The organism is Rothia koreensis, assembly GCF_052232265.1.
GTDB classification, from domain to species: Bacteria; Actinomycetota; Actinomycetes; order Actinomycetales; family Micrococcaceae; genus Rothia; species Rothia koreensis.
Map to the genome: position 1 here is coordinate 2,362,104 of NZ_CP197643.1, position 14,468 is coordinate 2,376,571.

Consider the following 14,468-nt stretch of genomic DNA (forward strand, 5'->3'; position numbering starts at 1 on the left):
GGATGCCGTTCAGGGCATCCGGGGTGCGGACTTCGCGCATGACGTACGCCTCGGCGTCCTACCGGAAGGCGTTCTGCCCCGTGAGCTTCTGCCCAAGAATCAGCGTGTGCACCTCATCGGTACCTTCATACGTCCTGACCGACTCGAGGTTGTTGGCGTGCCGCAGTGGCGGGTAGTCGCCGGTGATCCCGTTACCGCCCAACACGGTGCGCGCTTCGCGACAGATCTCGATCGCGGTCCGGGCGTTGTTCAGCTTCCCGACGGAGATCATGTGGTTCTCAATCGTGCCTTCGTCCTTGGCTCGTCCGATCCTCAGCGCCAGAAGCTGACCCTTGTTGTTCTCCAGGGACATGTCCACCAGCTTCTTCTGGGTCAACTGGTAGGAGCTCAGCGGCCGGCCGAACTGTTCGCGCTCCTGCGCATAGTCCAAGGCGGCCTCCACGGAGTCACGGGCCGACCCCATGGCTCCCCAGATGATCCCGTACCTCGCTTCGGTCAGGCACGCGAACGGTCCGCGCAATCCGGGGTTCTCCGGGAGGATCGCGTCGGCGGGCAGGCGCACGTTGTCGAAATCGATGGTGCACTGCAAGGACGCACGCATGGAAAGTTTCTGCTGAATGGGCTCCGCGGTGAAACCCGGTGTATCGGTGGGCACGATGAATCCGCGAACGACGTGACCGTCTTTCCCGTGACCGGGGGTACCCGAATCCTCCGCAGGCACTTTGGCCCAGATCACGGCGACGCCGGCGATGCTGGCCAGACCGATCCAGCGTTTGTGGCCGTTGAGCACCCACTCGTCGCCCTCTTTGTGGGCGTTGGTCAGCATGGACGACGGGTCGGAGCCCGCGGTCGGCTCGGTGAGTCCGAAGCACCCGATGATCTCGCCCGAGGCCATCTTCGGCAGCCACTTCTGTTTCTGCTCCTCGGAACCGTTCTTGTAGATCGCCGACATGGCCAGCGAGCCTTGGACGGAGACGACGGTGCGCAACCCTGCGTCGCCCGCCTCGAGCTCCTGCATCGCCAGACCGTATTCGACGGCAGATCGTCCCGCGCAGCCGTATCCGTTCAGGTGCATCCCGAACAAACCCAGCTCCGCCATCTCGGGCAGGAGCTCGGTGGGAAGTATCGCCTGATCGAACCATTCGGCGATATTGGGGCGGATCCTCCGGTCGACGAACTCGGCTACCCGGTCCCTGACGTCGAGCTCGGTGTCCGAGAACTGCGATTCGATGTTGAGCAAATCGGTGGGGTGTTTCGACATGAGATGAATTCCTTACTCTGCTGTGGTCTGTTCGAAGGGGGATCCGGTGCCGTGGTCGGCGCGCTGCGCCAACCAGTCCAGGATCGCTTCGCGGTCCTGGTCAACGCCCGGGGGCCTCTTCGAGTAGGAAGTCTGGGTGCGACTGAAGCCAATAGGATTCTTGATGCCGGGGACGGCGTCGTCGTCCGAACCTGCATACACCACAGGCTCGAGTCCGAGTTCATGGGCGAAGTCGACTCCGCCGGCGACGTCAAGAATCGGAGAGCACGGGAGCCCTGCTTCCCTCAACTGGCGGAACCATGCGTCGGAGCCACGACCTCGCAGAACGTCTTCGATGATCCCCCTCAGCTCGGAACGATGCCGATTGCGCTCGGGCATGGTCGAGAATTTCGGGTCCTCTGCGAGTTCCGGCCGTCCGAGCTCTCCTGCAAGCACGCGGAACTGGGCGTCGTTGCCGACACAAATGACGAGCTGCCCGTCGTTCGTATCGAACGGGCCGTAGGGAAAGAGGCTGGGGTGTTCGTTGCCCATCCTGTGGGGCACATTGCCCGCACCGACGTAGCCGGACGTCTGGTTCGCCAGTCCGGACAGCGCCGAGGAGAGCAGATCGAGGGACAGATGCTGGCCCTGGCCGGAGGTCTCCCGCTCACGCAGGGCAGCCAAAATTCCGACGGCCGCGTGCAACCCGGTGACGACGTCGAAGAGCGCGACACCCATGCGCTGAGGAGGACCATCGGCTGACCCGGTCAGGTCCATCATGCCGGAGACAGCCTGTGCCAGCAGATCGTAGCCCGGCAGTGAGGCGCCGCCTTGGGTCCCGAAACCCGTGATGCTCGCATGGATGAGACGGGGCCACCGTCGAGCCACGGATGCCTCGTCCAACCCGAATTTCTCGAGGCCGCCGGGCTTGTAGTTTTCGATGAAGACATCCGCGGTATCAATCAGCCTATAGGCCGTTTGCAGGTCGTCCGGGTTCTTCATGTCCAGTTGGAGGCCATGCTTGCCACGGTTGACACCGAGATAATATGTGCTTTCGCCGTCTCGCTGAGGGGGCTTCCACTGCCGGGTATCGTCCCCGGTTGGCCCTTCGACCTTGATGACCGTCGCTCCGAGGTCCGCCAACAGCATCGTGCAATACGGTCCCGCCAACACGCGGGAGAAATCCGCAACGACGATACCGGACAATGGTCCTCCGGAATCGCGATCGAGCGTGGTTCCCTGATCGGACATCCATAGCCTCCTCATCGAGATGTGCCAGGGACCACATAACCACCGGCGGGATGTGGATCACAAATCGCTGAGGGAAGGACGGGTCACAAAGGGGCTCATCGCATTTGAGGGTGTAGGTGGTTCCTGAAGCCGCCGGTGTCGAGCAGCGATCGGGCTATGTAGTTCGTGAGGTTCCGGAATCCGAGGGCGGAGCCGCGGAGGTGTTCCAGGCGCCCGTTGATCGCCTCTGTTGGCCCGTTGGACGTGCCGGGCCGGTCGAAGAACGCGAGGATGTCGGCGGCGCGCTGCTTGAGCGTGCGGCCGAGCTTGCGGACCTCCACGAGCGCGGCGGGGACGCCGCTGGAGACGGAATCGATGACGGCTGTCATCAGCTTCTTCGCCGTCTTCCGATCGGGTTCGCGGTAGGCGGCGATCACGCGCTGGTAGATGCCCCAGGTCGCCTCGACCTCGACGTGCTCGGAGACCGCGAACAGTGCCTCGAGACGGGTCTGCTGCCGGTCAGTGAGCAGCTGCGCGCCGGTGTGGAGGATGCGGCGGGCCTTGTAGAGCGGATCGTTTTTGCGGCCCCGCCGGCCGTGCAGGCACTGCTGGACGCGACGACGGCAGGTGTCGAGGGCGTCGCCGGCGAGGCGGACGACGTGGAACGGGTCCATCACCGCCTGCGCGTCCGGGAGCTCCTCGCTGACGGCGGTCTTGAAGCCGGTGAACCCGTCCATCGCGACGACCTCGACACCATCGCGCCAGTCCTGCGGGCGTGCGGCGAGCCAGGTCTTGAACACGGCTTTCGAGCGACCCTCGATCATGTCCAGCAGACGGGCGGGGCCGGTCTTGTCGCGGTTCGGGGTGAGGTCGATGATGACGGTGACGTACTTGTCGCCGACTCTCGTGTGGCGCCAGACGTGCTCGTCGACGCCGATCACGGCGACGCCGTCGAACCGGGCGGGATCGTCGATCAGCACTCGACGCCCTTCAGCGAGGACCGCGTTGTTCGCCGTGTGCCAACCGACACCGAGTCCGGCGGCGACGCGGGCGACGGTGAGGTGGTCGATCACGAGCGCTTCCAACGCCCACCGCATCCCGCTACGGGACAGCTTGGCTCGCTCGGGCGCCGCTGCCGTGAGGTCCTCACGCCAGGACCGTCCGCATCCCGAGCACTTGTAGCGGCGGACCCGGACCAGCAGCGTCGTCGGGCGATGACCGAACGGCTCGTGGGCGAGACGCCGCGTGTCCGTCCCGCGCGAGAGCGCCTGGCTACCGCATCCCCGGCACCACGGATCCGGCTCGGCGACGCGGCACTCGATCACCGCGCGATCCGGCTCAAAAAGCTGACCGGTGGCCACGAGGCCGAGCTCGTCGAGATGGCAGAACACGGTCAGATCAGGGGTCGCGAAGGTAGCGTGGTGCACGTCGAGGTCTTCCGGCAGATGGTCAGTGTGAGAACTTCCATCATCGGAAGGCCTCGACCCTCATCCGGCGACCGACGCGCTCAGCCACCTACCCCCTCAACTGCGAAGAGCCCACAAAGGGAACACCGGCCTGGTGGCACGAAAAAGGGCCGCGCTTCCGGCAGCCGCCAGGAGCTCCAACCCGGCAACCGACAGAAACACGGCCCCAACAAAACTGGCGGTGCGCCCGCCCTTTTGTGGTTAAACAAAAGAAGGGGGGGAGTGAGCACACACACAAGGAGCAAAAACCCCTCGCGCACGTACGCACTCCCCCAAAGAATATTTTCGGCGGCGACCTACTCTCCCACACACCTTCCGGGTGCAGTACCATCAGCGCTAAGAGCCTTAACTACCGGGTTCGGAATGAGACCGGGTGTACCCCTCTTGCCATAACCACCGAAAAAACCAACCACACACACCAACCCACACAACACGCGGGACTGGCATGGTGAAAACCAATCAAACAACACACCCACAACAGGTTGTTGTTTCAAAACCATACAGTGAACACGAACACACAACAATCATCTACAAACCCTCGCAGCAACCACCCAACAGCCCCACCACAAAGCGGGGAGTGTATTGTGTATAAACCTTCGGCCTATTAGTACCGGTCAACTCCACCAGTCTTCAGTCCTGGCTTCCATACCCGGCCTATCAACCCCGTCATCTACAGGGAGCCTCACACCCACAAAAGGGGCAAGGAGAACTCATCTCGAAGCAAGCTTCCCGCTTAGATGCCTTCAGCGGTTATCTTTCCCGAACGTAGCCAATCAGCCATGCACCTGGCGGTACAACTGACATACCAGAGGTTCGTCCGTCCCGGTCCTCTCGTACTAAGGACAGGCCTCCACAATTCTCCAACGCACGCAGCGGATAGGGACCGAACTGTCTCACGACGTTCTGAACCCAGCTCGCGTGCCGCTTTAATGGGCGAACAGCCCAACCCTTGGGACCAACTCCAGCCCCAGGATGCGACGAGCCGACATCGAGGTGCCAAACCATGCCGTCGATATGAACTCTTGGGCAAGATCAGCCTGTTATCCCCGAGGTACCTTTTATCCGTTGAGCGACGGCCATTCCACAATGAACCGCCGGATCACTAGTCCCGACTTTCGTCCCTGCTCGACCTGCCAGTCTCACAGTCAAGCTCCCTTGTGCACTTGCACTCAACACCTGATTGCCAACCAGGCTGAGGGAACCTTTGGGCGCCTCCGTTACTCTTTAGGAGGCAACCGCCCCAGTTAAACTACCCATCAGGCACTGTCCCTGACCCAGATCATGGGCCGAGGTTAGACATCCAATATGACCAGAGTGGTATTTCAACAACGACTCCACCACGACTAGCGCCGTAGCTTCACAATCTCCCACCTATCCTACACAAGCCACACCGAACACCAATACCAAACTATAGTAAAGGTCACGGGGTCTTTCCGTCCTGCTGCGCGAAACGAGCATCTTTACTCGTACTGCAATTTCGCCGAGTTCATGGTTGAGACAGCAGGGAAGTCGTTACTCCATTCGTGCAGGTCGGAACTTACCCGACAAGGAATTTCGCTACCTTAGGATGGTTATAGTTACCACCGCCGTTTACTGGGGCTTAAATTCTCCGCTTCGACCCCCAAAAAAAGGGGCCTAACGAGTCCTCTTAACCTTCCAGCACCGGGCAGGAGTCAGTCCGTATACATCGTCTTGCGACTTCGCACGGACCTGTGTTTTTGATAAACAGTCGCTTCCCCCTGGTCTCTGCGACCCCTACACGCTCACCACCGCACGGGCAGCTCACGCTCAAGGTCCCCCTTCTCCCGAAGTTACGGGGGCATTTTGCCGAGTTCCTTAACCATGATTCTCTCGAACGCCTTAGTATTCTCTACCTGATCACCTGTGTCGGTTTAGGGTACGGGCAACTAGAACCTCACGCCGATGCTTTTCTCGACAGCATAGGATCACCGGATCCCCCCACAATAAGGGGTCCCATCACATCTCAGGCACACAGGCCGCGCATTTAACAACGACCAACCCTACATGCTTAGACCACGACAACCACCGCGTGGCCCGGCTACCTTCCTGCGTCACACCCGTTAATGCGTTTACCGCCCCGGATCAGGTCCCGTGCAGGCACGCACCAGCACTCCACAAGGAAGCACACAGCACGACCCGGACGGTTAGTATCACCGGCTTGGTATGGACGGTCCTTCGTCGGTACGGGAATATCAACCCGTTATCCATCGACTACGCCTGTCGGCCTCGCCTTAGGCCCCGACTAACCCAGGGAAGATTAGCTTGACCCTGGAACCCTTGATCATTCGGCGGATACGTTTCCCACGCATCATTCGCTACTCATGCCTGCATTCTCACTCGCGTACACTCCACCATACGTTCACACGACAGCTTCACCGCAGTACACGACGCTCCCCTACCCAACACCACAACGGTATTGTCACGACTTCGGCGGTGTGCTTGAGCCCCGCTACATTATCGGCGCAGAATCACTTGACCAGTGAGCTATTACGCACTCTTTCAAGGATGGCTGCTTCTAAGCCAACCTCCTGGTTGTCTCAGCAACTCCACATCCTTTCCCACTTAGCACACGCTTAGGGGCCTTAGTCGATGATCTGGGCTGTTTCCCTCTCGACAATGAAGCTTATCCCCCACTGTCTCACTGCCGCGCTTACACTTGCCCGCATTCGGAGTTTGGCTGACGTCAGTAACCCGTAAAGGCCCATCAGCCAACCAGTAGCTCTACCTCAGACAAGCAACACACGACGCTGCACCTAAATGCATTTCGGGGAGAACCAGCTATCACAGAGTTTGATTGGCCTTTCACCCCTACCCACAGCTCATCCCCTCCATTTTCAACTGAAGTGGGTTCGGTCCTCCACGCGCTCTTACACACGCTTCAACCTGGCCATGGGTAGATCACTCCGCTTCGGGTCTAGACCGTGCCACTGATACGCCCTCTTCAGACTCGCTTTCGCTACGACTACCCCACACGGGTTAACCTCGCGACACAGCACTAACTCGCAGGCTCATTCTTCAAAAGGCACGCCATCACACCACAACGATGCTCTGACGGCTTGTAGGCACACGGTTTCAGGTACTATTTCACTCCCCTCACGGGGTACTTTTCACCATTCCCTCACGGTACTGATACACTATCGGTCACAAGAAAGTATTCAGGCTTACCAGGTGGTCCTGGCAGATTCACACGAGATTCCACGAGCCCCGTGCTACTCGGGAACACACACAATGCCAGTACCATGGTTTCGACTACGGGACTCTCACCCACTCCGGTCCACCATCCCAGATGATTCGCCTACCACAACACTGCACACCACCAGCCAGACAAGAACCAGTAAAAGTGCGCCCCACAACACCCGTGATGCAACCCCTTGCCGGTATCACACACCACAGGTTTAGCCTCATCCGCGTTCGCTCGCCACTACTAACAGAATCATTATTATTTTCTCTTCCTGAGGGTACTGAGATGTTTCACTTCCCCCCGTTCCCTCCACACACCCTATACATTCAGGTGCGGGTCACTGCCCTTGACAAGCAGCGGGGTTTCCCCATTCGGACACCCTCGGATCACAGCCCAGTTATCGACTCCCCGAGGCTTATCGCAGATTCACACGTCCTTCATCGGCTTCTTGTGCCCAGGCATCCACCGTGCGCCCTTAACGATTTACACACAAATGATCACCACAAAGGCATTCACATAAACAATCACCAGGGAACCCACCCACAACAGGCAGGAACCCCAAGATGCTCGCGTCCACTATATAGTTCTCAAACAACAACCCATCACACCACACCAAACACCCCCAACCAGGAGGCACCCAGCACGGCGCACAGGCACCAAGACAACAACCACACGGCTCATTGCCTCAAAACCCAACAGTGCACTCTGCCCAGCCACACAACAACACCACAACGATGCCACCATGCAACCACTGAATATCGCATTCCACCCATGAGCAAACCACCCGCACAACACTCGTGCACGGACATGGCCAACCAAAAGTTGAGCTCCTTAGAAAGGAGGTGATCCAGCCGCACCTTCCGGTACGGCTACCTTGTTACGACTTAGTCCCAATCGCCAGTCCCACCTTCGACGACTCCCCCCACAAGGGTTGGGCCATCGGCTTCGGGTGTTACCAACTTTCGTGACTTGACGGGCGGTGTGTACAAGGCCCGGGAACGTATTCACCGCAGCGTTGCTGATCTGCGATTACTAGCGACTCCGACTTCATGGGGTCGAGTTGCAGACCCCAATCCGAACTGAGACCGGCTTTTTGGGATTAGCTCCACTTCACAGTATCGCAACCCATTGTACCGGCCATTGTAGCATGCGTGAAGCCCAAGACATAAGGGGCATGATGATTTGACGTCATCCCCACCTTCCTCCGAGTTGACCCCGGCAGTCTCCTATGAGTCCCCACCACAACGTGCTGGCAACATAGAACGAGGGTTGCGCTCGTTGCGGGACTTAACCCAACATCTCACGACACGAGCTGACGACAACCATGCACCACCTGTACACCAGCCCCGAAGGGAAACAACATCTCTGCTGCGATCCGGTGTATGTCAAGCCTTGGTAAGGTTCTTCGCGTTGCATCGAATTAATCCGCATGCTCCGCCGCTTGTGCGGGCCCCCGTCAATTCCTTTGAGTTTTAGCCTTGCGGCCGTACTCCCCAGGCGGGGCACTTAATGCGTTAGCTACGGCGCGGAAAACGTGGAATGTCCCCCACACCTAGTGCCCAACGTTTACGGCATGGACTACCAGGGTATCTAATCCTGTTCGCTCCCCATGCTTTCGCTCCTCAGCGTCAGTAACAGCCCAGAGACCTGCCTTCGCCATCGGTGTTCCTCCTGATATCTGCGCATTTCACCGCTACACCAGGAATTCCAGTCTCCCCTACTGCACTCCAGCCTGCCCGTACCCACTGCACACCCGGGGTTGAGCCCCGGGCTTTCACAGCAGACGCGACAAACCGCCTACGAGCTCTTTACGCCCAATAATTCCGGACAACGCTTGCGCCCTACGTATTACCGCGGCTGCTGGCACGTAGTTAGCCGGCGCTTCTTCTGCAGGTACCGTCACTTTCGCTTCTTCCCTGCTGAAAGAGGTTTACAACCCGAAGGCCGTCATCCCCCACGCGGCGTCGCTGCATCAGGCTTGCGCCCATTGTGCAATATTCCCCACTGCTGCCTCCCGTAGGAGTCTGGGCCGTGTCTCAGTCCCAGTGTGGCCGGTCACCCTCTCAGGCCGGCTACCCGTCGTCGCCTTGGTAAGCCATTACCTCACCAACAAGCTGATAGGACGTGAGCCCATCAAGAACCAGTACAAACCCTTTCCACCAGCACCCCATGCGAGGACTGGTCGTATCCGGTATTAGACCCAGTTTCCCGGGCTTATCCCAGAGTCCAAGGAAGGTCACTCACGTATTACTCACCCGTTCGCCACTCATCCACCAGGTGCAAGCACCCAGCTTCAGCGTTCGACTTGCATGTGTTAAGCACGCCGCCAGCGTTCGTCCTGAGCCAGGATCAAACTCTCCGTTAAAAAACAAAAAGAAAAACCCGTGGCCCAACAAAATAAAACCCCAACAGGCCACCATCACGGAGGTGACAGCACCACGCCTGCCAGGCAATGTTGAAACCAACAAGAATTCAAAAAACTTGGTACAACATTCAAACAAAGCACACTATTGAGTTCTCAAACAACAAACCACACACCAACCAACCCCACACAAAAAATGAGGAAAAACCAGTGCCGGTCGCACCACCACGAAAAACCATCGCGGCAACTTCTCCAACCTACCAGAACCAAACCCAGCCCGCAAACCGAACCCGAACCCCCTACCCAGCCCACCAGACCACGACACACAGCCGCACCCAGCACACCAGGCAAAAGAATGAAGAAAAACCTTCGAGAACAGTCACGCACCAAGACCAGAACCGGAAGAACCTGTCAGAACAAGCCCCCGAGCCTCGCGGCGACAACAAAAGACTCTACACACCACCACCACCAAACACCAACCCACACCCGAGTGAAACACAACACAAACCACACAACCCCACCACCACAAGGAAAAACAGCCCGGTTGCCGCCTCCGAGGAGGCGGCAACCGGGCTGTTTTCGACTGAGGCTCCTGGTCCTCTGGCGACGAGCGGACCCCTAGGGACGCACGGTCACCACGGCCATGTTCTTCTTTCCTCGCCTGATGATGGCGTACTTGCCGTGCAGGAGCTGGTCCGCCTCGACGACGGCTTCCTCCCCGCTGACCCTGACGTTGTTGACCGCCGCTCCGCCTTCCTTGAGGGTCCGGCGGGCGGCCGACTTGGATTCGCACAGTTCGGTGCTGACGAGGAGGTTGACGAGGGACAAGTCGCTCCCGTCGACCTCCGCGTGGGGCAGTTCGGCGGTTGCGGCCATGAGCGTCTGTTCGTCGAGGGCGGCGAAGTCCCCCTTGCCGAACAAGGCTTGTGAAGCCTCGATGACCTTCTCCGTGGCCTCCACGCCGTGCACCAGTGAGCACACGTCATAGGCCAGGACGCGTTGCGCCTCCCGGCGGAAAGGCTCCTCTTCGGTCTTCCGCCCGAGTTCTTCGATCTCGGCGCGACTGCGGAACGTGAACACCTTGAGTCGATCGACGACGTCGGCGTCGGCGGTGTTGAGCCAGAACTGGTAGAACGCGTACGGGCTCGTCAGCTCCGGGTCCAGCCAAATCGCATTGCCCTCGGACTTCCCGAATTTGGTTCCGTCGGCATTCGTGATGAGCGGCGTGCCGATCGCGTGGACCGTTTCGCCCTCGACCTTGCGCACCAACTCCGTACCGGACGTCAGATTGCCCCACTGGTCCGATCCCCCGGATTGCAAGGTGCATCCGTACTGCCTGTAGAGCTCCAGGAAGTCCATGCCCTGCAGGATCTGGTAGCTGAACTCGGTGTAGGAGATCCCTTCCTCCGAGTTGAGCCTCTTGGAGACGATCTCCTTCTTGATCATCGTGCCGACACGGAAGTTCTTCCCGATGTCGCGCAGGAAGTCGATGGCCGAGAGTCCGCCCGTCCAATCGAGGTTGTTGACCATCCGGGCCGCGTTGTCCCCCTCGAAGGACAAGAAGCGACGAACCTGCCCACGCAAGGCCTCGACCCACTCGGCCACGACTTCGCGGGAGTTCAGCGTCCTTTCGGAGCTCTGTCGCGGGTCGCCGATGAGCCCGGTCGAGCCGCCCACGAGCCCCAGGGGCTTGTGTCCATCCAGCTGGAGCCGCCGCATCACCAGGAGCTGCACCAGGTGTCCCAGGTGCAGGGACGCCGCGGTGGGATCGAATCCGCAATAGTAGGTGACCGTCTCCTCGGCCAGGGCCTTTTCCAGGGCCTCCTGGTCGGTCGATACGTGGACGAGACCACGCCAGGTGAGTTCCTGCCAGATGTTGTCGAAACTCGGGTCGTTGGACTGCTCGTTCAGCCCGTGCACGGAGTCGATCACTGAATTATTCGTCACGTCGTTCACGCTACCATTCGCCATCCGTCTGTTCTTCCTTCGTGGCTCTTCCTGGCCTAGTGTGCCGGGGATTCCCGGCCGTCGGTGGTCCACTGTTCCAGCCCCGCAGGCACCCCACGGGACGCGATCAGAGCGAGCCGCTGGGTCGGTCGGGTCATGCTGACATAGAGATCGCCGACGGTCCCGTAGGCCGCTTCCACCACCGAGGTCGGTTCCACGATCACCACGGTGTCGAATTCCAGACCCTTGGCCTCCCACGGCGTCAGCACCAGAATCTGTCGTTCGAGCGCGGACTCCGAGGTGCCGGTGAGATCCGAGAATTCCTCGCTCACTGCCCGAACGACGTCGTCGTATTCGGGCTGGGCAACGATGACACCGACGAGTCCGCCCGCCACAGCATCAAGGTCCTGTCGCAGCCTGCGAGACAACGTGCCGAGAACGTCGTCGGTCGCGATGACCTGTGGCGACCACTCCCCCTCCCGCACGGCGCGCGGTGCGGATACTTCCAGGCCCGCGGCCCGAGCCATGGACACCGCGGCCTCCGAAATCTGTGACGGGGTCCGGTAATTGACCGTGAGCTCGTCCAGGCGATACCGGTCCTCGACGAAGGGCTCCAGGGCCTCGCCCCAGCTCGTCGAGGAAGCGGCCGCGGAGGCCTGCGCGATGTCACCGACCACCGTGAACGATTTCATCGGGCACCGACGCATGAGCAGACGCCACTGCATTGGGGAGAGTTCTTGGGCCTCGTCCACGACCACATGCCCGTAGGCCCACGTCCGGTCCGAGTTGGCCGCTTCCGCAGCGGTCATGCGCGTTGCCCCGGTCTCGTTGATCCCGGCCAGCATCTCGGCCGTGACGACGCCGTTGACGCCCATCTCCTCCAGGGCGGCGTCGACGTTCTCCAAGGTCTTCGTCGCATTTTCCAGGTTCGAGTTCCGCTCCGCCGCGGCACGCGCTGCGGTGTGGCCGACGGCGGCCTCAAAGTCACCAAGGAGCTCAGCCGCCTCGTCCAGCAAAGGCACGTCCGACTCCGTGAACGGCGCATCCTTGGGACGCAGCAACGCCTCGACGTCGTCCTCCGAGAGGTGGGCTCCCGCGGACTCGAGGTAGTGGCGCTTGGACAAGAGGTCCCTGACGAGGGTCTCCGCGGTCATCGGCATCCATGCCAGATTCAGGGCGACCCGCACGTCACGGGCTTGCCGCACGTCCTCGAGCAAGTAGGAACGGTCCATATCGTTGCCGCTGGACTCGTTGAGTTGTTTCTCCAATTGGTCAGCCAGATCCTGCACGAGGATCTTCACGAAGGTTTCCCGCGCCTGGTTGTGGGGTTTCCCTGTGGCGCGGGCGCGTTCCCGGGCGTGCTTGATCTGTTTGGGCCTGAGCTCGACGCGCGACGAATCCACCGAGAGGGTCTGCACCTTCTGCGGCACCTTCTGCCGGTCCGCCACGGCCTTCTTGATTAAGGCAACCATGTCCAGGGAACCCTTGAGACGGCCGATCCGGGGATCGCTTTCGGGCACGGCCCTCACGCCCGGGTACAGGGTCGCCAGTGAGGACATCACGACACCCGTCTCCCCGAGGGAAGGCAGAACACGCTCGATGTACCACATGAAGGACGACGACGGCCCGACCACCAGAACCCCGGACTTCTGGAGCCGCTCGCGATTCGTGTAGAGCAGGTACGCGGCACGGTGGAGCGCCACGGCCGTCTTGCCCGTGCCCGGGCCGCCCTGAACCACATGGACACCGGCGAGATCCGCACGGATGATGCGGTCCTGCTCCGCCTGGATCGTCGCGACAATGTCAGTCATTCGACCCGTGCGCTTGCGATTGAGGGCAGCCAGAAGGGCGCCTTCGCCGTGGAGGACCTCCTCGTGCTCGAGGAACTCGGGGTCGAGAACGTCGTCCTCGATGTTTCGCAGGGTGCGACGCTCCAGGATGAGGTGACGGCGACGCTGCACGCCCTGCCGGTCGAAGGCCGTGGCCTGGTAGAACGTGCCTGCCTCCGGAGCGCGCCAATCGACCATGAGGCGCTCGTGGTTCTCGTCCGCCAGCCCGATGCGTCCGATGTACCGCGTGGACGCGTCGTCGAGATCCAGCCGGCCGAAGACCAGACGATTGTCGACCGCGTCGAGCTGGCCGAGCCGGTCCTCGTAGAAGGTCGCGTACGCGTCCCTCTCGGAACGGTTTTGGTGGCTTCCGGACGACCCTGTGCGGCGAACGTCGGCGAGTTTCTCCCGATTCTCCTCGCGGAGCTCATCGAGACGACCGTACAGACGGTCGACGTACTCGCGCTCGTGCTTCAGCGCCTCTTCGAGCTGTCGCTCATAGGCCTGATGATCTGCCGTGGTTTCGGGGTTCGTCTGCTGCGAGGTGTCCTCGCGAGAGGTAGACATGGGAATCCGTGTTTCCTTCGGAAAAGCCGTGCTGTGAGTGGTCAGGACTGAAAAGTCTAGACCGTATAGAGCGCGCTGACCTCATGGCCAGTGAGATTGGTCCGACCGGCGAGCCCCTCGAGTTCCATCACGACGCCAATTCCTGCGACGTGCAGCCCGGCCCGTTCCACGAGTTTGACCGCGGCCCCGAGCGTCCCACCCGTCGCCAGAATGTCGTCCAGAACCAGGACCCTCGCCCCGGCAGGGATATCGTCCCGGTGGATCTCCAAGGTCGCCGTCCCGTACTCGAGCTGGTACGACTCGGCGTAGGTCTCGCGCGGCAGCTTGCCTTCCTTCCGGACGGGCAGGACGCCGACGCCGGCCGCGTACGCCGCCGCGGAGGCGAGCAGGAAGCCACGGGCCTCGACCCCGGCGACGACGTCGAACTGCCCCTCGAACCGACGCAGAAGTGCGTCCACGACCTCGCGCAATGCGGCGCCGTCGGCGAACAGAGGGGTCAGGTCCCGGAAGATGATGCCGGGTTCCGGGTAGTCCGGGATGACCGCGCAGACCTTGTCGATGGTCGTCGCGACACGCTCATCCGCGGTCGGCGTCGTGGATTCGTTCATAACTCGCCTGGCTTCCG

Annotated in this window: 6 protein-coding genes and 3 rRNA genes; all 9 read right to left on the reverse strand. The window is 60.8% G+C overall.

Translation table 11 applies throughout. The annotated features are described in order from the left end of the window. Window positions 1-58 precede the first annotated feature (58 nt). The 9 genes from ACTSLZ_RS10490 to ACTSLZ_RS10530 all read right to left on the reverse strand — a co-directional run bounded on the left by ACTSLZ_RS10490 (window position 59) and on the right by ACTSLZ_RS10530 (window position 14,451). Window positions 59-1,261, reverse strand: a complete 1,203-nt coding sequence (locus ACTSLZ_RS10490; RefSeq protein WP_443094975.1) for an acyl-CoA dehydrogenase family protein — start codon at window positions 1,259-1,261, stop codon at window positions 59-61. Window positions 1,262-1,273: 12 nt separating this feature from the next. Continuing rightward, window positions 1,274-2,491, reverse strand: coding sequence for a CaiB/BaiF CoA transferase family protein (locus tag ACTSLZ_RS10495; RefSeq protein ID WP_443094976.1), 1,218 nt, complete (start codon window positions 2,489-2,491; stop codon window positions 1,274-1,276). 95 nt (window positions 2,492-2,586) lie between these two features. Then, window positions 2,587-3,897 carry an ISL3 family transposase gene (locus ACTSLZ_RS10500; RefSeq protein ID WP_179628043.1) on the reverse strand — a complete coding sequence of 437 codons (1,311 nt, stop codon included), beginning with the start codon at window positions 3,895-3,897 and terminating at the stop codon, window positions 2,587-2,589. Between the two features lie 322 nt (window positions 3,898-4,219). Beyond that, window positions 4,220-4,337 (reverse strand): 5S ribosomal RNA (gene rrf, locus ACTSLZ_RS10505). Between the two features lie 183 nt (window positions 4,338-4,520). Next, window positions 4,521-7,627 (reverse strand): 23S ribosomal RNA (locus ACTSLZ_RS10510). Between the two features lie 346 nt (window positions 7,628-7,973). Beyond that, window positions 7,974-9,503: ribosomal RNA gene (locus tag ACTSLZ_RS10515) — 16S ribosomal RNA — on the reverse strand. The 16S, 23S and 5S rRNA genes sit together here, the layout of an rRNA operon. A 615-nt stretch (window positions 9,504-10,118) precedes the next feature. Next, the gene (gene tyrS, locus ACTSLZ_RS10520; RefSeq protein ID WP_443094977.1) at window positions 10,119-11,447 is read right to left on the reverse strand and encodes a tyrosine--tRNA ligase; all 1,329 of its coding nucleotides are present in this window, start codon (window positions 11,445-11,447) and stop codon (window positions 10,119-10,121) included. Window positions 11,448-11,503: 56 nt separating this feature from the next. Next, the gene (locus tag ACTSLZ_RS10525) at window positions 11,504-13,843 is read right to left on the reverse strand and encodes a HelD family protein (RefSeq protein ID WP_443094978.1); all 2,340 of its coding nucleotides are present in this window, start codon (window positions 13,841-13,843) and stop codon (window positions 11,504-11,506) included. Window positions 13,844-13,899: 56 nt separating this feature from the next. Then, window positions 13,900-14,451: an adenine phosphoribosyltransferase gene (locus ACTSLZ_RS10530; protein WP_443094979.1), complete on the reverse strand. Its 552-nt coding sequence runs from the start codon at window positions 14,449-14,451 to the stop codon at window positions 13,900-13,902. Window positions 14,452-14,468: the final 17 nt, after the last annotated feature.

Bases quoted from the DNA above. Each gene is read 5' to 3' on its own strand.
- ACTSLZ_RS10495 (WP_443094976.1), bottom strand. From the start codon at position 2,491: ATGTCCGATCAGGGAACCACGCTCGATCGCGATTCCGGAGGACCATTG.
- ACTSLZ_RS10525 (WP_443094978.1), bottom strand. From the start codon at position 13,843: ATGTCTACCTCTCGCGAGGACACCTCGCAGCAGACGAACCCCGAAACC.
- ACTSLZ_RS10490 (WP_443094975.1), bottom strand. From the start codon at position 1,261: ATGTCGAAACACCCCACCGATTTGCTCAACATCGAATCGCAGTTCTCG.
- ACTSLZ_RS10530 (WP_443094979.1), bottom strand. From the start codon at position 14,451: ATGAACGAATCCACGACGCCGACCGCGGATGAGCGTGTCGCGACGACC.